Source organism: Chitinophaga silvatica, from assembly GCF_003419895.1.
Lineage (GTDB): Bacteria > Bacteroidota > Bacteroidia > Chitinophagales > Chitinophagaceae > Chitinophaga > Chitinophaga silvatica.
On the sequence record NZ_QPMM01000011.1, the window covers coordinates 295,477 to 316,801 of the forward strand.

Here is a 21,325-nt window from a genome sequence, read left to right on the forward strand (position 1 = left end):
AAATATGATTTTGGTGAAACCCTGTAGGGGCGGGGCTTGCCCCCGCCCATCTGGCAGTAGTAAGAACCTAAACAAACAGTTAGAAAGTTTTTATAAAATTAAATCGGCTCTATGGCACGTGTAACAAAATATATTGTTGTACTACTAGGAGGATTAGGACTTTTTTCCTGCAAGCAGAAAGCACCTGCTCCTACGCCTCCTGCGCCTGTAAACTTATATACTGTGGAGAGTAGAAAGGTATTGTATTACGATAAGTATCCATCCACCGTTCAGGCACTGAGCCAGATAAATATTATTCCTACTACAATCCAGGGTCTTGTTACAGGTATTTACGCAGCGGATGGTAGTACTGTGAAAAAAGGACAGCTGCTTTATGAAATAGATAAGAGAGTATATCAGGCAGCCTATGATCAGGCAGTGGCAAATCTTAGAGTTGCCCAGGCCAATCAGGTACAACAGCAGCAGGATGCTGATCGATACGTATATCTGAATAAATACAATGCTGTTGCTAAACAACTGTATGATCATGCAGTAATAGCTTTGGAAACAGCAATAAGCCAAACCAAAGCGGCTTATGAGGCCGTAAAATCGGCCAAAACCAATCTCGAATTCTCCAGTGTATATGCTCCTTTTAACGGTACTATAGGAATAAGTGCAGTAAGGTTAGGTAATGCGGTGGTGGGTGGACAAACTATTCTAAATACTATTTCTACAAATGACCCGATGGCTGTCGATTTTCTGGTAAATGAAAAACAGGTTATGGCATTTGAGCGATTTAAGAATGACAGTAAATTAATGCCAGACTCCCTATTTACGTTGTTGTTACCTGATAATTCGCTTTATCCGTATCCTGGTAAAATTACGGTGATCGACAGGGCGGTTGATTCTCAAACAGGTACTATTCTCGTACGTATTGTTTTTCCTAATCCACACATCATTCTGAAAGTTGGAATGAGCTGTATAATAAGGGTTCGAAATCAGGATACCAGCCCACAAATGGTAGTACCAGGGAAGGCAGTGATAGAACAAATGGGAGAATACTTTTTGTACCTGGCAAAAGATACCATTATACAAGGTAAAACCACCTCAAAGGATAAACAAATTAACAATGTACCAAAGTTGCATGCTGTTCAGCGAAAAATACAACTTGGACAAACTATAGGTCCTAATGTGATTGTAATATCCGGTATCAGTGATGGCGATAGTATTGTTGTTGATGGCTTACAGGCTATTCATGATGGTTCACTAATCACCGTAGGAAAATCCAAACCCAATCAATGATATAAAGACCCTGGCATTGCATGATTGCAAATACATTCATAAAAAGGCCTGTAACAGCAATTGTCGTATCAGTTTTACTGGTGCTAACAGGGAGTGTTTCTATACTTAACCTGCCTATTGATCAGTATCCTGATATTACTCCACCTGTTGTACAAATAAATGGACAGTATATTGGAGCCGATGCACAAACAGTAGAGCAAACTGTTGCTACTCCAATTGAAGAGCAGGTAAATGGTACACAGGGAATGGAATATATGCAGAGTAACAGTACCAATAATGGAGGAATGCAAGCTACAGTTACTTACAGTATTGGAACAAATATCGATATTGCCACACTCGATGTGCAGAACCGGGTGAGCATTGCTACGCCACTAATTCCAAGTGCCGCCACCCGTTTAGGTTTGACCGTGCGTGCCGTGAATCCCAGTATGCTGATGATGGTGGCTATTTATTCACCCAAAGGCACACACGATATTACCTTCCTCGATAACTATACAAATATCTTTATTCAGGATGCTTTGCTCAGGGTTCCCGGGGTGGGAACCATAAATAGTTTTGCCGATAATTTTAGCATGCGGATCTGGATGAATCCTGATAAAATGGCTTCTTATAGTCTTACTCCCCAGGATATCATTAATGCATTGAATGCACAGAATGTTCAGGTAGCGGCTGGATCTGCAGGGGTTCCCCCTCAATATAAATATCAAACATTTGAATTGGGAATATTAGTAAATGGAAGACTTAGTAAAGTATCAGAATTTGAAAACATCATAGTAAAAACAATTCCGTCTACCGGTGCTTTAGTATACCTTAAAGATGTGGCAAGAGTTGAGTTAGGGAAATTTAGTTTCTCCAGTAATTCATTTGTAGATGGGCACCGTGCCTCTTATCTCAGGATCTACCAGGCACCAGGTAGTAATGCATTGAAAACTGCTGCAGGTGTATATAAAACGCTGGCGCAACTACGACAGTTTTTTCCTTCAGATGTGGAATACAAAGTGCCTTTTGAGGCTGTAACTGTTGTTAAAGTTTCTATGAGTGATGTGGTGGTTACCTTATTAATGACCTTGGGATTGGTAGCTATTGTTGTTTTCCTGTTTTTGCAAAATATTCGTTCCACCTTAATTCCTGTATTGGCTATACCTGTCTCAATATTCGGTACTTTCTGCTTTTTTATACCACTGGGATTTACTATAAATACACTTACGATGTTTGGCTTTGTGCTGGCTATCGGAATTGTGGTGGATGATGCAATTATAGTAGTAGAGGCGGTGCAGCATTATATCGATGAAAAGGGAATGTCGGCAAAAGAGGCTACCTACTATGCCATGAAAGATATTTCGGCACCGGTAGTGGCGATTGCCCTTATATTGGCGGCAGTATTCGTGCCGGTTGGATTCATTCCTGGAATTGTAGGACGCCTGTATCAACAATTTGCTATTACAATTGCTATTTCTGTGATTATTTCTGCATTTGTAGCCCTGTCTTTAACACCTGCACTTTGCACCTTGTTATTGAAACCCACAGATCCAAACAAGAAAAAAAATCCGGTGGCCAACCTGTTTGCAAAGTTCAATAAGTGGTTCGAAAGCCTAACAAAAAAGTATGTTAAAGGAGTAGATAAAAGTATTAAGCGAGCGGCATTAATTATTACTTTATTGATTGTAATATGTATTAGTGCCTTTTTCCTATTCAAGTACAAACCAACTGGATTCATCCCTTCAGAAGATGATGGAAATCTTTATGTTACTTTTCAATTACCGCCTGCTTCATCTACCACCCGTTCTGTAGAAGTTATGAACAGGTTAATGAAAGTTGTAGCCGAAACACCCGGAGTAGCACACTATGCAGCCTTGTCGGGTTTGAATGTGATTAATAACGCTACAAATTCCAGCTGCGGTACTATTTATCTGCAATTGAGTCCATGGAGTAAAAGGAGCCGGAAAAGTGAAAAGGTGCCTGGTATTATTACAGAGTTGAATAAAAGAATTAAAGATGCAGGGATTAAAGACGCCAATGTAGAAGTAGTACAACCATCGCCATTACCAGGTGTTGGAGCCACAGTTGGGTTTAGTTTCCAAATAGAACAGCGTAGCACAAATGATGATCTACAGGCATTTGAGAAAGTTGTAAATAAATTTATCCAGGAGGCAAACAAGAACCCTGCTATCTCCGGTGCCTATAGTTTTTTTAATGCGCATACCCCTGGATTTAGCGTTACGGTTGATCGTGCTAAATGTGAAAAGCTGGGCGCCAATGTAGGAGATGTATTTACTACCATTCAGGCGTTTATGGGAAGTATGTATATTAATGATTTTACGCTGTATAACAGAACCTTTCACGTAGTAGTTCAGGCAGATACCGCATATCGTAACCTTATAACGGATATGAATAAATACTATGTGCGAAATCAGGCCGGACAGATGTTGCCATTAAGTACTCTGGTTACTTATAAGACGATCGAAACCTCTCCGCTAATTACACATTTTAATATTTTCCGGTCGGCCGAAATAGATGGTGTGTCGGCTCCCGGGTATAGTACTACGGAAACTATTAATGCATTAAAGGACGTAGCTGCTAAAGTGTTACCAGAAGGATATGCTTATGAGTTTTCAGGGCTCAGCTATGAAGAAATCAAAGCTGGTTCCACAACGATTTATATTTTCCTGTTTTCCATAACTTTTGTTTTTCTTTTCCTTTCGGCCTTGTATGAAAGTTGGTCGGTACCTTTCTCCGTATTATTGGCAGTGCCAATTGGTGTATTTGGCGCCATATTCACGCTATCGTTCGTACCAGGTCTGACAAACAATGTATACGCACAGATAGGAATGATAACGTTAATAGGACTTGCTGCAAAAAATGCGATCCTGATCGTTGAATTTGCGAAAATAAGGGTAGATAGAGGCGAAGATTTGATTGGATCTACACTTGAAGCGGTAGGTTTACGTTTGCGCCCTATTATTATGACCTCAATGGCCTTCATTTTGGGGGTATTGCCATTAGTGCTGGCTTCCGGTGCGGGTGCAGTTTCCCGAAGAACAATAGGATTTACTGTAATGGGAGGAATGATTGCGGCTTCCACCATAGCAATATTTGTAGTGCCGGTATTATTTGTGGTAATTACCAGGTTCTCATATGGAGCGAAGAAACTGGCCTGGTTGAAAGAGAATCATGAAAAGCTAATGGAGAAGGCAAAGAAAATAGAAGAGAAGGATATTGATCCGGAGCTGGAATTTGAAATACAAAGATCCCGCGATTTTAATAAACCTGAAAACGGATGATTGCCAGTACATTCATAAAAAGGCCGGTTACAGCGATTGTGATTTCAATTGTACTCACGATCGCTGGCCTTATTTGTATGTATAATCTTCCGCTGGATCAGTTTCCAAAAATTACTCCTCCGGGTGTTAGTGTTTCGGCAACCTATACGGGTGCTGATGCTCAAACAGTAGAACAAACAGTTACAATTCCGATTGAAGAGCAGATAAATGGAGTACCTGGAATGATGTATCTGCAAAGTACCAATACTCAAACGGGTTCTGCCGGCATTAGCGTAACCTTCAATGTAGGTACAGATATAAATATTGCTACCCTAAATGTTCAGAATCGTGTGGGATTGGCTACTCCGGTACTGCCTTCTGCTGTAACCCAGCTGGGGGTGACGGTGAGGGCTCGCAATCCTGATCAGTTGATGAACCTGGCCATTTATTCTCCTCGTGGTACTCATGATATTTCATTCCTTGATAATTACACAAATACATTTATTGTAGATGCATTACTGAGGGTACCCGGAGTTGGAGATGTTCAATCCAGAGGTAACCCGTTTAGTATGCGCATCTGGATGGACCCGAGTAAAATGGCCTCTTTTGGTTTAATGCCCTCAGATGTGATAACTGCATTGCAAAGCCAGAATATTTACATAGCAGCAGGAGCTGTAGGTACTCCACCACAGCCTCTTACTCAGACCAATGAATATACTATTGTAGTAAATAGTATGCTGAGCAAACCTAAAGAATATGAGAATGTTATTGTTAAAACAATACCATCAACCGGTGAACTGGTGTACCTGAAAGATATTGCTAAGGTTGGATTAGGGCAGTTTAGCTACGGCAATAAAGGGTTTGCAGATGGTAAGCTTGCCACTACTGTTCTGATTTATCAATCACCTACCAGTAATGCATTACAAACTGCAGTAAACATTTATGCAGAGTTGGAAGAATTGAAAAAGTCATTTCCCCCGGATGTGGATTATTCCATACCTTTTGAAAATGTAACGATCATCAGGGTTTCCATCAGTGAAGTGGTAAAAACATTATTTGAAGCATTAGGCCTGGTGGTAATAGTAGTGTTTCTTTTTCTGCAAAACTGGCGATCCGCCATTATACCGATTGTGGCAATTCCTGTATCAATAATCAGCACCTTTATAATATTTATTCCATTAGGATTTACCATCAATACGCTAACATTATTCGGGTTGGTATTGGCAATTGGTATTGTGGTAGATGATGCTATTATTGTTGTAGAGGCAGTACAGCATTTTATCGACCGCGAACAATTATCTGCAAAGGAGGCCACCTATAGGGCCATGAAGGAAATTTCAGCACCGGTGGTAGCTATTGCACTTATTCTTGCTTCAGTGTTTGTTCCGGTTGGTTTTATACCTGGCATAACCGGTAAATTGTATCAGCAGTTTGCTATTACTATCGCGATTTCAGTTGTGTTTTCCGCATTTATTGCTTTATCACTCACTCCCGCACTATGTTCATTATTGCTTAAACCAACAAAGATTACAAAAGAATCGAAAGGGCTCAACAAAATGTTTTTCCGGTTTAATAACTGGTTCGAAAAAGTAACTGTCAAATACTCTGAAGGGGTGAAGCGATGTATTAAGTATAGCGCCTTAGTTGTGCTTACACTTGTAATTATTTGTTTTGGTGCCTTATTCCTTTTTAAAAAGAAACCAACGGGATTTATTCCATCTGAAGATGGAGGTAGGGTATTAATTGGAATTCAGCTTCCTGAGGGCACGGCTACAACTCAAACTGAAGAATTATTGCAAAAGGCAATGAAGATTGTTGGAGAAACGCCAGGGGTATTACACTATAATGCGATTTCGGGCCTTAATGTACTTAGTGGCGGAGCCGTTTCTAATGCAGCCAGTATATTTTGTATGCTGAAACCCTGGAGCGAGCGAAATACTCCTGAAACTCAGATTCCCGGGATAATGGATGTGATTAAGAAAAGAATAGCTGCTGCCGGTATAAAGAATGCAAATATTACAATCAATGCATCTCCGGCTATCAGAGGGTTGGGAACAGCCTCCGGGTTTAGTATTCAGATTGAACAGGGAAATACAAATGATGATATACATGCCTTCGAAACTGTAATGAATAATTTCGTTGCTGAATTAAAAAAACATCCTGCTACAGCTACTGCTTATTGTAATTACTCTGCTCATACACCGGCATTTGATTTACTGCTGGATCGTGTGAAATGTCAGAAGCTGGGAGTAAATGTAGCGGATGTATTTAGTACTATTCAAGCTTTTATGGGGAGCAGCGTAGTTGGAAATTTTACACTCTATAACCGTACCTATCGCGCAATAGTTCAGTCTGATACTGCCATGCGTGCATTAATAAATAACCTGGAGAAATATTATGTTCGCAATTCGGCAGGTGAGATGCTTCCGCTGAGCACAATTGTTAGCTATAAGCCTATATCAACAGCTCCGTTGATCACCCATTTCAACATCTTCCGTTCAGCGGAAGTAGATGGATCAACACCTTTAGGATATAGTACCGGCCAGGGTATTGAAACACTTAAGGAAGTGGCTGCAAAAGTGCTGCCCAGAGGATATACTTATGAATTCTCCGGTTTAAGCTATCAGGAAATACAGGCGGGATCAATAACTATCTATATTTTCCTGTTTTCCATCATTTTCGTATTTCTTTTTCTCGCTGCTCTGTACGAAAGTTGGTCGGTTCCGCTCTCCGTTATGCTGGCAGTGCCAATTAGTGCCTTCGGAGCAATATTTGCGCTTACTACCGTGCCTTCATTGTCGAACAACGTATATGCACAAATCGGATTAATTACATTGATTGGGCTCTCTGCCAAGAATGCCATTTTGATAGTAGAATTTGCTAAGGTGCGGGTCGACAGGGGAGAAGATCTTATTAAATCTACCATTGAAGCGGTCAGGCTTCGGCTAAGGCCAATTATTATGACTTCCATGGCTTTTATTTTGGGAGTTACTCCTATGGTGCTGGCATCAGGAGCTGGTGCCCAATCGCGTAAAACCATCGGTGTTACGGTGCAGGGAGGAATGGTAGCCTCTTCCTGTATAGCCATTTTTATAGTACCTGTTTTATTCGTCCTTTTCACCAGATTAAGTTATGGCAAAAAGAAGCTCGCCTGGTTGGCTGCGAATCATGACTTGTTAATGGAGAAGGAAAGAAAAGTAGAAGCACAGAGCATTGACCCGGAACTGGAATATGATATAGCCCAGGCAAGGGATGAAAAGGAGCAAAAATGACGAAACCGCTATCAGAGCGGTTTTTTATGCTAAATACTATCTATAACAATTTTTTTAAAAATAATTTGCGTAGTTAAATGGCTACATTTATATTTGTAGTCAAATGGCTACATAATGATTCTTTTTTTGAAGAAATCAGTTAAGCATAAAATGATTATCAAAATAAAATCAAAACAATAATGTCTAAAAGAAACTTGATTATTTACTGGATTGCTACACTATGGCTTTCTTTGGGGATGGTATCTACAGCTTTGGTACAGTTGTTTAAACTGAAAGCAGAAACAGACTATATCACTCATTTGGGATACCCAACCTACTTCCTCTCGATTTTGGGAGTTTGGAAATTATTAGGTGTTATTGCAGTACTCGTTCCTAAGTTTCCTCTAATAAAAGAATGGGCCTATGCAGGTTTCTTCTTTGCAATGTCCGGTGCCATTACATCTCATATAATCGAAGGAGATCCAATGAAGGATATTTTTCCTGCCATTTTGTTATTGGTATTGACTATCATATCCTGGTATTTCAGGCCGGCAAACAGGAGGCTTATTTAAATATCATACCTTCCTTTCTTTTTTTCTCATTTGAAGAAAGAAAGGAAGGTATCAATTATAAAGTTTGATCGTCTAATTCTGAGGCAGGAGCATTGGACATTACGGAGGCAATTCCATTATCACGCCCGCTTGTGCTTTCATACATCTGACTTGTGCCTATGATTTGTCCGTTAGGTGCCTTAAGATTGAAGTAGTGTTTTCCATTTACAGCAATATTTCTATCAAAACGCCCTTCAGATTGTGAATTAGTTTTAACAGACTCAATACCGTTTTCACAATTAGCCTTAGTTGTGTAACCTTCACTTACTAAAATAGTTTCTCCGTTTGCTGCATTTAATTTGAAGCGAAATTCACCATTGGAGCTTTTGGTAATAACAAACTTTCCCATATTGTAAGGATTTGATCAATTAAAGTTACATAACTTATTATAGTGTTGTTTGCTTAAGTCTGTTTACTATTTAAAGCAACTGTCTTCCTTTCCGGGAGTCAGCCGGTCTGTGCTGAAGCCAAAGATTATTAGTATCTTGCGCCCCTTAATCAAATGAAACTGAATTATGGCACTTGGAAAAAATCTTTCTGAACGTAGTGGCGATATTTGTGAGCTATGCGTAGCTTCACCTGCAACAACTGAATATACTGTAAGCCCAAAATCTGATGATGATATTCAGAACCAGGTAGCAGTCTGCGATGCTTGTCTGCAAGCCATCAATAAAGGAGAGACAGGTGAATACTGGCGTTTTCTTGAAGGTGCAATCTGGAATCCCGAACCATCTATTCAGGCTTTAAGTTATCGCATTTTACAAACTTGCAAGGAAAACGACTGGGCCGCTGATATCCTCAGTTCGGTAGAACCTGAAGAAAATATTGTTCAATGGGCCATGAGTGCTTTTGAAGTAGAAGAAGTTCATAGAGATGCTTTTGGTAATGCTCTGGCACATGGAGATAACGTTGTGTTAACTCAGGGTTTAGATGTAAAAGGTACCAGCTTTAGCGCTCCTAAAGGTACCATCGTTAAAAGAATCAGATTAGTTCCTGATAATATTGAACAGATTGAAGGAAAGATTAATGATCAGACTATCGTTATTCTGACTAAATATGTTAAGAAAGGATAAAAACTTATAAAAAAGCCGCAGAGATGCGGCTTTTTTTCACAAACCCAGCCCTTGCCTCATTGTGTTATATATGTCCTGATCTGTTACAAGATTAGGATCAGATAATGTTTCCTCTAACAACACTTCTTATTACCTGATGGGGTTTTTCTTCTCTTATTGTCATAGTATTGATAAATGGGTAATTATTAGAAAAAGATACTTGAAAAGATTATTGTTGAAGTAGATAGAATTAATATATTGAAATTCAATTTTATAAGCATTGATAAGCAGATAAATAGATAATATCTCCTTATTTTTAAAGGTTATTTAAGCACCTCATACCTGAATTTTCATGCTGCGTTACCTATGTCTGACAGTAACATTGTTATTGTTAACCGCTTTTGGGTATTCCCAGGATAAATTATATGTAGTAAATGGAGATGAATTAGGAGTTATTGATATAGGATCATATTCTTATAGCACTCTTACCGTACTACCATATACTTTTACAGATCTGGCAATGACTCCAGCTGGTAAATTGTATGGAGTTTATGGCAAAGACATTTATGAAATTAATAAATCAACAGGTGTTTGCACATTAATACCCCTTAAGCCAAATCCTAACTATGCTTATGGAAATTCTCTGGTCAGTGATCGGAATGGTGACTTGTTTGTTGCAGGAGGAGGCTATTCACTTTTTAAAATTGAGATGAAAACTGGTAATGTGATATACATAGGTGAGATGTTGAATATACCAGGTGGAGATCTATGTTTTAGTGATGGAAAATTATACCAGGTAGGAACGGGTAATGAACTATTGGAAATTACCATGAATCCGGCAAGAACACGTATCCTTGAGCAAAGACAAGTTGGAATACTAAACGTTAAAGGTAGTGTATATAGCATCGGAACAAATCAATATGGTATTTGCTATCTGGTAAGTACAGCCAATGAGTTAGCAATTATTGATTTAGAAGATGCAGCAACCTATATTATAAATACTTCCATTAATGGACTAAGGTATAACGTTTGGGGAATTGCGATGGAAGGAGAAGGTTCTAATGATAAGGATATTGAAATTTGTGGTAATGGTATTGATGATGATCATAATGGATATATAGATGAGAATGATATCGCCTGTAGAATACAGCGTGGATTATGTAACTCGGAAAGTAAGGAAATATTCAGAGAAGACTTTGGATCCGGAGTTGGATTCGGTAATCCCATTCCCGGCCTAAGTAGCGGTGCCTATTATTTTTCAAATAATGTACCGCTGGTTGATGGTCAATATACCATTATCAATGATCCACAGGTGACACAAGGTGCTGATACCTGGAAGCATATGACAGATCATAGCGGAAAGCCAGATGGAAGAATGATGGTGATAAATGGATCCTATTTTCCCGGAGAATTTTATAGAAAAAAAATTGATGGACTTTGTGATGGAATGCAATATTCGTTTTCTGTTAGCGCAGCTTCTGTTGTGGGAAATGCAAATTGTGGAGTGGGTGCTATTCCGATTCCCTCTCGTATCCGTTTCAGAATAGAAGACGGGAATGGGGTGATATTAGGCCAGATGTCGGAAAGGTATATTCCTGCAGATCGCAGCCCACAAGGTGTTTGGAAGGATTATGGAATAATTTTCCGACTACCGGAAAATGTTCATAGTATTCAGATAGTATTATTAAATGATGCTCCCGGTGGATGTGGAAACGATTTCGCTGTGGATGATATTATTTTCAGTAGTTGTGTTCCCGTTCAATCTATTCAAATCAATAACTCAGATAAACCATATACTGCCTGTTTAGGAAAAGATGTAACCTTTAAAGTTGATGTTGCCGGACTCTCAATTAAACAACCAATTTATTCCTGGCAGAAATTTAATGCAACTTCAAATCAATGGGTGGATATTCCAAGCACTAAAAAATCAAGCCTAATATTAACTAATCTGAAACCAGTAGATGAAGGTCAGTATCGGGTTATGATTACCGAAGGACAGGTTGGAAGCTGCGAAAGGAAAGCTGTTTCAGCTCCCGGAGTTTTGGTTGTTGAATCTCCCACCCCCATTACAATTTCTCCAACTGTAAAAGTATGTAATAACGAACCCTTGATTCTGGAAGCTTCGTTTCCGGGTACCAACAACACCGCAACATGGACAAGCCCAGATGGACAAACCATAAACGGATTTAAAGTCAAGATTACTGATGCAGCTATCAATAAGCACGCAGGAGAATATCAACTTATTGTAAAATCGGCAGCCGGATGTTTGAACTCTACCAAAACAACAGTAACTGTAGATGCTCGCTCAGCTTTTGACTTTACGTTATCTGCGAATAAAGCTTGTGTTGAGGAGGCGTTGGATTTACAGGCCAACACAACTGCGATTATAGACCAATACGAATGGGTTACCGATGATGCTACAATCACGGATCAAAATACCTCTAACCCAAAAGTCTCCTGGCATAAAGGAGGAGTGCATACGCTTACCCTTAAAGCTACAGGGTATTGTCTGGAAAAAGCACCAGTAAGTTATAATGTTACAATACAGGATAAAACCCAGTTCGATTTCAAGTCTTTGGTTGTTCCGGGATGTATTGGGGCTCCAATAAAGATAGAAGCTACTACATCAACTGATATAAGAAACTATCAATGGCAAGCAGATAACGGACTTATTGTATCTGGCCAGAATACAGCAACTCCTGAAATCATTTGGAGTACAAACGGAACACATACTGTATCCCTTAAAGCAAATGGTTATTGTGTAGACCCTGGAACCATAAGTCATGATATTTTAATTCAGGCTAAAGAGGGATACGATTTTAGTATATCCACCATGCCAGGATGTGTGGGACAGGTAGTCAAAGTACAGGCTTCATCATTGGGAACAGTTCAGGATTATCAATGGAGCGTTACAAATGGAAGTATAATTAATGGAAATAATACATCCGCACCTGAAATAAAGTGGAATACGGCCGGCAAGCATTCTGTTACATTAAATGCAGCTGGTTTTTGTTTAATCCAGCAACCTGTAACCCATGACATTACAATTCAGGATAGGGCCTCATATAACTTTACAATAGAACCAGGACCCTTTTGTGTTGATCAATTAATAAAGCTAAATGCTACAAGCACCGCTAAAATTGACGCATATGAATGGAAAGCTATTAATGGTACAATAGTAAGCGGACAGAATACACCTGCTCCAGTAGTTGCCTGGACTACATCGGGGAACCACCGTATTTTACTTAACCCTACCGGGTTTTGCCTGCAGGAAGATCCGGTAGAACAGAACATTACAATCCAGGAACCTGCACCGGTAGATTTCAATTTAACAAGTGGAGTGATTTGTGTTAATCAACCACTACAGATTACGACAAATAGCAAAGGCGCAATAACTGGATATAATTGGAAAAGTGATAATGCTACTATAGTAAGTGGACAAAACTCAGGATCTCCGGTTATGTCTTGGAGAACAGCTGGTTTGCATTCTATTTCTTTAAATGCAACCGGATTTTGTTTGGTGAATAAACCAGTTACGCATCAGGTAAGTGTTTTACAGGCAAATGAGCCAGGAAAGGTATCATTTAAAAATTCTATTTGTCCGAACGAACCTATGTTAGTGGAAGTAAAGGGTCATTCACCTGGAACATTAAAATGGCAGATAGATGGCCAGCCCAAAGTTGAGGGGCAGGACGACAGGTTTACACTTACCTGGAATAAGGTTGGAACCTACTCTTTAAAATATTCGCTGGATGGAGTTTGTGGAGTATTGGATGTTAAATTACCTCAACCAGTAGTCGTAAATAATTTGCCTACAGTGAAGTTTGGGAATGATACAACGATTTGCAGAGGAACAGAGATAAGAATAATACCGTCATTTAGTAATGATGTCCGTAGTTTTAGTTGGCAGAATGGTCCATTTGGTGTAACTGCCAGTTTACAGGTTACTGAGGCCGGGAAATATAATGTAGCAGTTCAGAACGAATGGGGGTGCAAAGCGCAGGACGAGATAGTGATAAAAACTATGAGTTGTGGTTGTGAGATTTTTTTCCCTACTGCCTTTTCGCCTAATGGAGATGGGAAGAATGATATTTTTAAGCCGGTATTTTATTGTACTTTCAGAAAATACAAGTTTGAAGTTTATGACAGATGGGGGAATTTGGTTTTTAGCTCTTTAAAGCCTGGTGAGGGATGGGATGGAATGATAAGTAACAGGAAAGCAGATATTGGCGGTTATGTATATTCTTTGGAGTATGAGCCATATGAGTATCCAACCGTAGTAAAGAAAGTAGGTGTATTTACTTTGATATTATAGGTTGTCTATAGTCCAGAGAAGATAAAAAAACTAAAAAGTAGCCCTCCGAGGTTTAATCTTCTCTGGACATTATTAACTGAATTTTTATTGCCGTACCATTGTGAATACAAATTTGTCGCCGCTCACTAATGAATTTTCGACATAATAGACTAGTGTTTTGCAGTCAAAGCTGGACACGGTTCCATTAAGTTTTCCATCACTGATCAATGTTTTACCATTCAGTTCCCAGGTTCCTTTATCACTACCATTCGGGGAGCAGGTTACTCCCAGATCGAAATATTCGTAGGTGCCATCTTTTTTTAGGGTAATAATATCATCTTTTTCACAGGCTTCCATGAACTCCATAAAATCTACAGGGGTGGCGTCTGGCTTAGAAGTATATTTCAGGGAAGTAACTTTATAGGTGCCGGAAAGACTTGCGACATCAATATTACATTTTGATTCACTTTCGCTCTTTTCTTTTTTACAGGAAAGTAATATGGTGGCCGGGATCATCAGGAGAAACCATTTCATTGTTATTGCATTCATACTTTTCATGTGAATAGATTTTAACTTTGTTTGCAATTAGTACCGGAATGCAGACCTTAAAGGTTGGCTTTAGATGAAAAAAAATATTTTTTTTAGTTTACCCAACCATATTTGAAAAACAGAGGTATTGCTTATGAGCCATGCTATGATTAGCAGATTTAAGAATTAAAACAGAGTTGATATTATTATAATATGACGAGGTGTTCAGGATTACTTTTAGGCATATTTTGTTTGACAAGTTGTGGTACATCAATAAAGTTGGCTGTACCAGAGGCGTTTAAACAGCAAGCCACTATGCAGCACGTAAGCGGTGCCCGGGGAAATAAAATGTCATTTGCCAATTTTCAGACATCCAGGATTAAAAGAGGTGTTCATATTCTATCGCCAGGGAGAGGAGGAAGAGGATTTTTTCTCGAGAATTTATTTCTGCAAAGGATAGGCATCCAAAAAGAAGAAACAGTCACGAATGAGAAAACAAAGTTTCGATATGAAATAGGGGATGGGCGAAATACAGTCCAGGTCTATGCGCATGAAAGAGAAATTATCAAAAAAATCGGGTACGAATCACAAAATAAGCCTAACATCTTTACAGGTTTTGAAGTCCTGATGGCACATAATTACGTTTTCTCCGCTCTTATCCAGGTAGATACTGCCCAGGAAGCTAAAAACTGGGAAGTCCTCATGACTAATGTATACGATAGAGAAAAAGAACACGATAATAACCCTTTTACCTTTATTAAGCAGACAGATAGCGGTCTGGCTACTAACGGAACAGATACCATTTATATCAACCCACTTAGTTTGAAGAAAACGGAACTATCAAACGGTAAAACCGGGAAACTTCCGTTCAAGCTAATGACAGGATACGAGCTTAGTACCAGTGGAGGTGTTATTGCAATTATTGATATGATTGATAGGAATATTTGGTTCTATAACGAGCTGGATGCTTCCGAGAAATTAAATGTAGGCGCTATTGCCACCGCCATTTTTGCAAGAAAAGTACATGATGTTAAATGGTAGTTGTATTGGGGAAATACTATTAATTAGTTGATGGTGTAAAAGCAAGGAATACTGGAACAGGAGTTAAGTAATATAATTATAGCGTGTTGTGACGGCAACAGAAAAGCACAGGAGCAGCTTTACAGGCAGTTCTATGGCTTTGCTATGAATATTGCTATGCGCTATGCAATCAGCGAACCTGAAGCTGCCGATATCCTTAGCCATGCCTTCCTGAAAATGTTCCGTAGCATACAGTCTTTCGATTCGTCAAAAGGAAATTTTCACGGATGGCTCAAGAAAATAATCATCAATGAAGCACTCGATATTATTAAACAAAGAAGCCGCTTTAGTAGCCTGGAACTCGAAGTTGTTGAGGAACCTTACGTAAATAATACCATCATCGAAAAAACAGATGCAGCAGCAATCCTGCAATTATTACGACAACTACCTCCGGCTACCCATGCAGTATTCGTACTGTATGCTATAGATGGATTCCCCCATAAAGAAATCGCAAAACAATTGAATATTAGTGAAGGAACCAGTAAATGGCATCTGAGTGAAGCAAGAAAAATTCTACAACAGAAAATAACAACGTTAAAAGTATAGTGAATAATAGCACTCCATATGATGAAATAATAGCTTCAAAGCTAGAACAGATACCAATCCCCGACATGGAGGATAGTATCTGGGCGAGCATTGAAAAACAGCTGGATATGGATCTTAATCAACCAGCTACCCAAGCTACTCCTCCTTCAAAAGGAAGGAGTGGTTACGGGTACATGGGCCTGATTGCCATAACCGCCGCTATTACATTCTTTGGATGGTATTATTTTCATAATACCAACAATACTCCTATAACTCCTACTCCAAATCAAACTATTCCTATAATTTCTAAACCTGCTGAAATTCAAAATAAAACAGATAACATAAAGGCTGAAAAGGAAATTTATATTCCTCCCGTAAATAAACAAGAAACTATTAAAACCCTGGATAGCCTCAGGAAAAATGAGATAATAGTTGATTCCATATTTATTAGTACTCCAACACCTGTAAAAATAGATTCTACTCAACAGGGAAAGGTTCCCGATAGAGTATTTAATCTGGATACCATGATCCTGGAACCAAAAAGAATTAAAGGAATAAAAGGAATCGGCCCGGATGATTACAGAATTTCTGTAAAGAAAGACTCTACAAAATCTCTTTAATTAGTAGCATTAAACAGAGGGAGAGTACCTAAAATACTGATTTAGGCCTACTTCCTAATACCTCTATAAATCTTTATCCAATCCATTTTCATGTAAAGTTGCCAAATCCGGCATAACTGTCTTTCCCCAATCCTGGTTATGTAACTTATATAAACAATAAGGGAGCCAACTAAATGTCAGCTCCCTTAGCATTCATTGAATTAATTTTACTATTTCCATCCACCTCCAAGGTCTCTGTAAATATTAACTACTGCATTCAGCTGATCCTTCTTCGTTTCTATTAATTCGAGTTTAGAATCCAGCGCATCTCTTTGCGTCATTAATACTTCAAAGTAATCGGCTCTTGCAGACATAAATAAATCATTAGCCAGGGTAATCGACTTACTTAATGCATCTACCTGTTTAGATTTCAGATCGTAACTTTTTCCAAGATTATTAATGTTGGAAAGCTGAGTAGAAACTTCCAGGTACGCATTTAATATGGAGCGCTCATAATTGTAAATTGCCTGTAATTGACGGGCATTTGCATTTTTGTACTCTGCTTTGATTGCATTTTTATTGATAAGTGGACCAGCTAAATCTCCAGCTATTGAGTAGAGGAGTGATTCAGGAAATCTGAAAAGGTAAGATGGCTTAAAGGCCTGAAATCCTACACCCGCTGTAATACCGAAAGAAGGATAAAATTCAGCTCTGGCCACTTTCACATCTAACCTGGCAGCTGAAAGTTCCAGTTCTGCCTTTTTAATATCTGGTCGGTTAGCCAATAATTGAGATGGAATTCCGGCATTTACCATAGTTGGCAATACCTGCATAAAACTGCTTTTATCTCTCGGAATTTCCTGAGGGAAGCGTCCTAACAGAAAATTGATTTTATTTTCTGTTTCTTTTATCTGTTGCAGGATATCAAATTCAAGGCTTTGGGATTTCAATACCTCTGCCTGAAACTTTTGTACTGCCAGTTCTGTTGCCCGAGTCGCTTCTTTTTGAATCTTTACTATTTCAAGCGCATTGTTTTGCAGCTCGATAGTCTGCTTTACAATCACTAATTGATTATCTAATGCCAGCAATTCATAATAGGAATTGGCTACTTCAGCAATCAGATTAGTTATTACAAAGTTCTTGCCCTCAACGGTTGCCAGATATCTGGTCACTGCTGCCTTTTTAGAGTTGCGAAGCTTTTTCCAGATGTCAACTTCCCAGTTTGCAAAAGCCGCTACAGTAAAGTCGCTGAGCGCGTCTGGTACTTCTTTTCCAGGTGTAATGTCAGTAGACGCGTCACCGGCCCCCTGGCTGGTATAGCGTCCAACTTTCTCTAATCCGGCGCCAACACGGGCTCCTACTGATGGTAGGAGCGCCGCGTGTTTCGACTTAATATCATTTCTGGCGATTTCAATTTCCTGTAAGGTGATCTGTAATTCCTGATTATTTTTTAATGCGGTATCAATCAGATTAACCAAATCTTTATCCGCAAAATACTCCCGCCATTTTATTGATGCTATATTGGTGGTATCTTGTTGCTGGTCGTAAGTTCCCGGAACCGATTTGTTTTCTTCCCGGGTTGCAAGTTTTGGAATATTACAGCCTGCGGCTACTGCCACACAAAAACTTAATAGTCCAACGCCCTTATATATACTTCGTTTATGCATTGGTTCAGTTTCTTTGAAGTTCGAGTTCTTCTGTTAACGGATTTTCTTCTTCGTCTTTAACGAACTTGCGTTTTGAGGCAATCGTACCAAAGATGTAGTACAAACCGGGAATAATTATTACTCCGAATACTGTTCCGAAGAGCATACCTCCGGCAGCTGCTGTACCAATGGTCCGGTTACCAATTTTACCCGGTCCGGTTGCTATTACCAATGGAATCAAACCGGCGATGAAGGCAAATGATGTCATCAGAATTGGGCGGAAACGTACTTTAGCCCCTTCCATGGCCGCTTTGATGACTGTATATCCCATCTCATGCTTTTGGATGGCAAATTCTACGATCAATACAGCATTCTTACCCAACAGACCAATCAACATTACCATCGCTACCTGGGCATAAATATTGTTTTCCAATCCTAATAATTTCAATAACAGAAATGCTCCGAAAATACCTGCCGGTAAGGAAAGGATTACTGAAAGCGGCAAAATAAAGCTCTCATACTGAGCAGCCAGGATCAGGTAAACAAACCCAAGACATATCAGGAAAATATAGATGGCCTGGTTACCCTGCGCTACTTCATCTTTGGAGATACCTGCCCAGTCGATCCCAAACCCTCTTGGTAATGATTTCTTAGCTACTTCGTTTATTACATTAATAGCTTCACCACTACTGTATCCAGGGGCAGACGAGCCACTGATCTCAACAGCATTATACATATTATGCCTGGTGATCTCGGAAAGTCCATATACTTTTTCCATTTTCATAAAAGCCGAAAAAGGCACCATTTCACCTTTGTCATTTTTTGCATATAGCTTAAGTATATCCTCGGGTAAGGCTCTGTATTGTGGAGATGCCTGAATGATCACTTTATACTGACGGTCGAATTTGATGAAACTAATCTCGTAATTACTACCAATTAATGTAGATAGAGTATTCATTGCATTGTCGATGGTGATCCCTTTCTGTTGCGCTATGTCATTATCTACCCGCAACATATATTGTGGGAAGCTGGCGCTATAAAAACTAAATACCGATGAAAGTTCCTTACGTTTCGAAAGTTCTTTCACAAACTCGTTACTTACGGTTTCCATCTTTTTATAATCACCTGATCCGCCTTTATCCAACAGACGTAGTTCAAAACCGCCGGCAGCTCCATATCCCGGAACCGCAGGAGGTTGAAAGAACTCGATATTCGCCCCGCTGATATCCTTGGATTTTTCTTCCAATTCTTTAATGATCTCCTGTACAGAATGTTTTCTGTCTTCCCAACTTTTTAGGTTGATCAAACATGTTCCGGAGTTGGAACCCGTACCTTCAGTCAGGATTTCATAGCCTGCCAGAGCTGAAACCGACTGTATTCCTTCAATGCCTTCAGCAATCTTCTGAAGTTTTTCCGCCACTTCGTTTGTGCGCTCCAGTGAAGAACCCGGAGGAGTCTGAATGATGGCATAGAACATACCCTGGTCTTCATTTGGAATGAAACCTGCCGGTACAGTTTTATTTAAAATGAATGTACCAACGCAAAAGGCCGCCAGTATCCCGAATGTTACAATTCGTCTGTTAATAATTATTCCAAGTAACCGCTGATATCTTCCAGACATCCTGTTGAAGCTATTATTGAAGCCATCCAGGAACTTATCTACCGGTGTTTTCTTCTTCGCCTTACCATGATTGTTTTTCAGGATCATCGCACAGAGGGCAGGAGTAAGGGTCAGTGCTACTATACCGGAAAGGATGATGGCAGTTGCCATAGTAATAGAAAACTGTCTGTAGAAGATTCCTACCGGACCCGACATAAATGCAACAGGAATAAATACTGCTGCCATTAGGAAGGTAATGGCAATGATAGCCCCGGCAATTTCCTTCATCGCTTTTTTGGTTGCCTTTAATGGAGAAAGATGCTCTGTTTCCATCTTGGCGTGAACCGCCTCAATTACAACGATCGCATCATCTACCACCACCCCGATGGCTAATACAAGAGCAAAGAGGGTAATAAGGTTTAATGTAATGCCAAAAAACTGCATGAATACAAACGTACCAATTAATGATACAGGTACCGCCATGGCAGGAATTAAGGTCGAACGCCAGTCACCCAGAAACAGGAAAACTACCAGGCCCACCAGGATAAATGCTTCTACCAGTGTATGTATCACTTTTTCAATAGAGGCATCCAGGAACTTGGATACGTCGTAACTGATTTCATAATCCATTCCCTTAGGAAATGAATTAGCCTTGATTTCAGCAAGTTTGGCTTTTACATTTGCAATAACCTGACTGGCATTGCTTCCGTAGGATTGTTTTAAAACAATGGCTGCCGACGGTCTGCCGTTCAGGTTAGAGTAAATATCATACATAGAGCTACCAAACTCTATTTCTGCAACATCTTTTAATCTGAGAATCTCCCCGTTGTTGCTGGCCTTCAGAACTATATTTTCATATTGTTCCTTTGTGGTAAAACGCCCAGGGTATTTCAATACATATTCGAACGATTGAGATCTTTTACCAGAACTTTCCCCGGTTTTACCTGGGGAAGCCTCCAGACTTTGTTCATCAAGGGCTTTCATTACCTCATCTGCAGAGATCTTATAGGCAAGCATTCTATCTGGTTTTAACCAGATACGCATAGCATACTCACGGTTTCCGAGGATGTCGGCGAATCCGACTCCATCTACCCGTTTTAATTCAGATAGGAGATTGATATCTGCAAAGTTGAACAGAAATTTTTGGTCGGCATTAGGATCTGTACTGTATAAATTAATATACATCAACATATTGGATTCCTCACGTGTGATCTTCACACCTTCACGCACAACCAGCGGTGGTAGCTTATTTACTACTGAGGCTACACGATTTTGAACGTTAAGTGAAGCCTGATTAGGGTCGGTACCCAGATTAAATACTACCTGTAAAGCTGCTTCACCATCGTTTCCTGCATTGGAAGCGATATATTTCATTCCAGGTACTCCATTGATCGCTCTTTCAAGTGGAATAATTACAGATTTAATCATCAATTCACCGTTCGCCCCTGGATATTCTGCCACCACATTTACTTTAGGTGGAGAAATTGAGGGAAATTGTGTTACCGGTAATTGGGTAATAGCAAGTGCTCCCAAAAACACAATGATAAGTGATATTACTATAGAGAGAACCGGCCGTTGTATAAACTTGTTAAGCATTG

The 21,325-nt window shown here is 39.5% G+C and carries 13 protein-coding genes; 9 read left to right on the forward strand and 4 right to left on the reverse strand.

Annotated elements, in window-relative coordinates; translation table 11 throughout:
- The first annotated feature begins 111 nt into the window (after positions 1–111).
- The 4 genes from DVR12_RS20780 (at position 112) to DVR12_RS20795 (ending at position 8,364) form a co-directional block, all read left to right on the forward strand.
- Positions 112–1,281, forward strand: a complete 1,170-nt coding sequence (locus tag DVR12_RS20780; RefSeq protein ID WP_116977715.1) for an efflux RND transporter periplasmic adaptor subunit — start codon at positions 112–114, stop codon at positions 1,279–1,281.
- Positions 1,282–1,301: 20 nt separating this feature from the next.
- A complete protein-coding gene (locus DVR12_RS20785) occupies positions 1,302–4,562 on the forward strand; it encodes an efflux RND transporter permease subunit (RefSeq protein WP_116977716.1) in 3,261 nt (1,086 codons plus the stop codon).
- Positions 4,559–7,813, forward strand: coding sequence for an efflux RND transporter permease subunit (locus DVR12_RS20790; protein ID WP_116977717.1), 3,255 nt, complete (start codon positions 4,559–4,561; stop codon positions 7,811–7,813). The genes DVR12_RS20785 and DVR12_RS20790 overlap by 4 nt, the downstream gene beginning before the upstream one ends.
- Before the next feature lie 179 nt (positions 7,814–7,992).
- Complete coding sequence (locus tag DVR12_RS20795) at positions 7,993–8,364, forward strand: DoxX family protein (protein WP_116977718.1); 372 nt, start codon at positions 7,993–7,995, stop codon at positions 8,362–8,364.
- Between the two features lie 55 nt (positions 8,365–8,419).
- Here DVR12_RS20795 and DVR12_RS20800 read toward each other — a convergent pair whose 3' ends face one another.
- On the reverse strand, positions 8,420–8,752 hold the full coding sequence (locus DVR12_RS20800; RefSeq protein ID WP_116977719.1) for a YegP family protein: 333 nt from the start codon (positions 8,750–8,752) through the stop codon (positions 8,420–8,422).
- Between the two features lie 166 nt (positions 8,753–8,918).
- Here DVR12_RS20800 and DVR12_RS20805 point away from each other — a divergent pair, with 166 nt between their 5' ends.
- Together DVR12_RS20805 and DVR12_RS20810 are read left to right on the forward strand one after the other, a co-directional pair.
- The gene (locus tag DVR12_RS20805) at positions 8,919–9,476 is read left to right on the forward strand and encodes a PhnA domain-containing protein (RefSeq protein ID WP_116977720.1); all 558 of its coding nucleotides are present in this window, start codon (positions 8,919–8,921) and stop codon (positions 9,474–9,476) included.
- Between the two features lie 331 nt (positions 9,477–9,807).
- Positions 9,808–13,770, forward strand: coding sequence for a T9SS type B sorting domain-containing protein (locus DVR12_RS20810; RefSeq protein WP_116977721.1), 3,963 nt, complete (start codon positions 9,808–9,810; stop codon positions 13,768–13,770).
- 84 nt (positions 13,771–13,854) lie between these two features.
- Here DVR12_RS20810 and DVR12_RS20815 read toward each other — a convergent pair whose 3' ends face one another.
- Positions 13,855–14,307, reverse strand: a complete 453-nt coding sequence (locus DVR12_RS20815) for a lipocalin-like domain-containing protein (RefSeq protein ID WP_116977722.1) — start codon at positions 14,305–14,307, stop codon at positions 13,855–13,857.
- A 285-nt stretch (positions 14,308–14,592) separates the two neighbouring features.
- On the opposite strand from DVR12_RS20815, the gene DVR12_RS20820 reads away from it, so the two are divergent.
- The 3 genes from DVR12_RS20820 (at position 14,593) to DVR12_RS20830 (ending at position 16,502) form a co-directional block, all read left to right on the forward strand.
- On the forward strand, positions 14,593–15,318 hold the full coding sequence (locus tag DVR12_RS20820) for a hypothetical protein (RefSeq protein WP_147323502.1): 726 nt from the start codon (positions 14,593–14,595) through the stop codon (positions 15,316–15,318).
- Positions 15,319–15,369: 51 nt separating this feature from the next.
- Complete coding sequence (locus tag DVR12_RS20825) at positions 15,370–15,903, forward strand: RNA polymerase sigma factor (RefSeq protein ID WP_262511926.1); 534 nt, start codon at positions 15,370–15,372, stop codon at positions 15,901–15,903.
- A 65-nt stretch (positions 15,904–15,968) separates the two neighbouring features.
- On the forward strand, positions 15,969–16,502 hold the full coding sequence (locus DVR12_RS20830) for a hypothetical protein (RefSeq protein WP_147323503.1): 534 nt from the start codon (positions 15,969–15,971) through the stop codon (positions 16,500–16,502).
- A 209-nt stretch (positions 16,503–16,711) separates the two neighbouring features.
- Here the strand turns inward: DVR12_RS20830 and DVR12_RS20835 are convergent, their stop codons facing one another.
- Both DVR12_RS20835 and DVR12_RS20840 read right to left on the reverse strand, forming a co-directional pair.
- Positions 16,712–18,148, reverse strand: a complete 1,437-nt coding sequence (locus tag DVR12_RS20835; RefSeq protein WP_116977726.1) for a TolC family protein — start codon at positions 18,146–18,148, stop codon at positions 16,712–16,714.
- Between the two features lie 4 nt (positions 18,149–18,152).
- The gene (locus tag DVR12_RS20840) at positions 18,153–21,323 is read right to left on the reverse strand and encodes an efflux RND transporter permease subunit (protein ID WP_116977727.1); all 3,171 of its coding nucleotides are present in this window, start codon (positions 21,321–21,323) and stop codon (positions 18,153–18,155) included.
- Positions 21,324–21,325: the final 2 nt, after the last annotated feature.

Bases quoted from the DNA above. Each gene is read 5' to 3' on its own strand.
- DVR12_RS20780 (WP_116977715.1), top strand. From the start codon at position 112: ATGGCACGTGTAACAAAATATATTGTTGTACTACTAGGAGGATTAGGA.
- DVR12_RS20785 (WP_116977716.1), top strand. From the start codon at position 1,302: ATGATTGCAAATACATTCATAAAAAGGCCTGTAACAGCAATTGTCGTA.
- DVR12_RS20790 (WP_116977717.1), top strand. From the start codon at position 4,559: ATGATTGCCAGTACATTCATAAAAAGGCCGGTTACAGCGATTGTGATT.
- DVR12_RS20795 (WP_116977718.1), top strand. From the start codon at position 7,993: ATGTCTAAAAGAAACTTGATTATTTACTGGATTGCTACACTATGGCTT.
- DVR12_RS20800 (WP_116977719.1), bottom strand. From the start codon at position 8,752: ATGGGAAAGTTTGTTATTACCAAAAGCTCCAATGGTGAATTTCGCTTC.
- DVR12_RS20805 (WP_116977720.1), top strand. From the start codon at position 8,919: ATGGCACTTGGAAAAAATCTTTCTGAACGTAGTGGCGATATTTGTGAG.
- DVR12_RS20810 (WP_116977721.1), top strand. From the start codon at position 9,808: ATGCTGCGTTACCTATGTCTGACAGTAACATTGTTATTGTTAACCGCT.
- DVR12_RS20815 (WP_116977722.1), bottom strand. From the start codon at position 14,307: ATGAAAAGTATGAATGCAATAACAATGAAATGGTTTCTCCTGATGATC.
- DVR12_RS20820 (WP_147323502.1), top strand. From the start codon at position 14,593: ATGCAGCACGTAAGCGGTGCCCGGGGAAATAAAATGTCATTTGCCAAT.
- DVR12_RS20830 (WP_147323503.1), top strand. From the start codon at position 15,969: ATGGAGGATAGTATCTGGGCGAGCATTGAAAAACAGCTGGATATGGAT.
- DVR12_RS20835 (WP_116977726.1), bottom strand. From the start codon at position 18,148: ATGCATAAACGAAGTATATATAAGGGCGTTGGACTATTAAGTTTTTGT.
- DVR12_RS20840 (WP_116977727.1), bottom strand. From the start codon at position 21,323: ATGCTTAACAAGTTTATACAACGGCCGGTTCTCTCTATAGTAATATCA.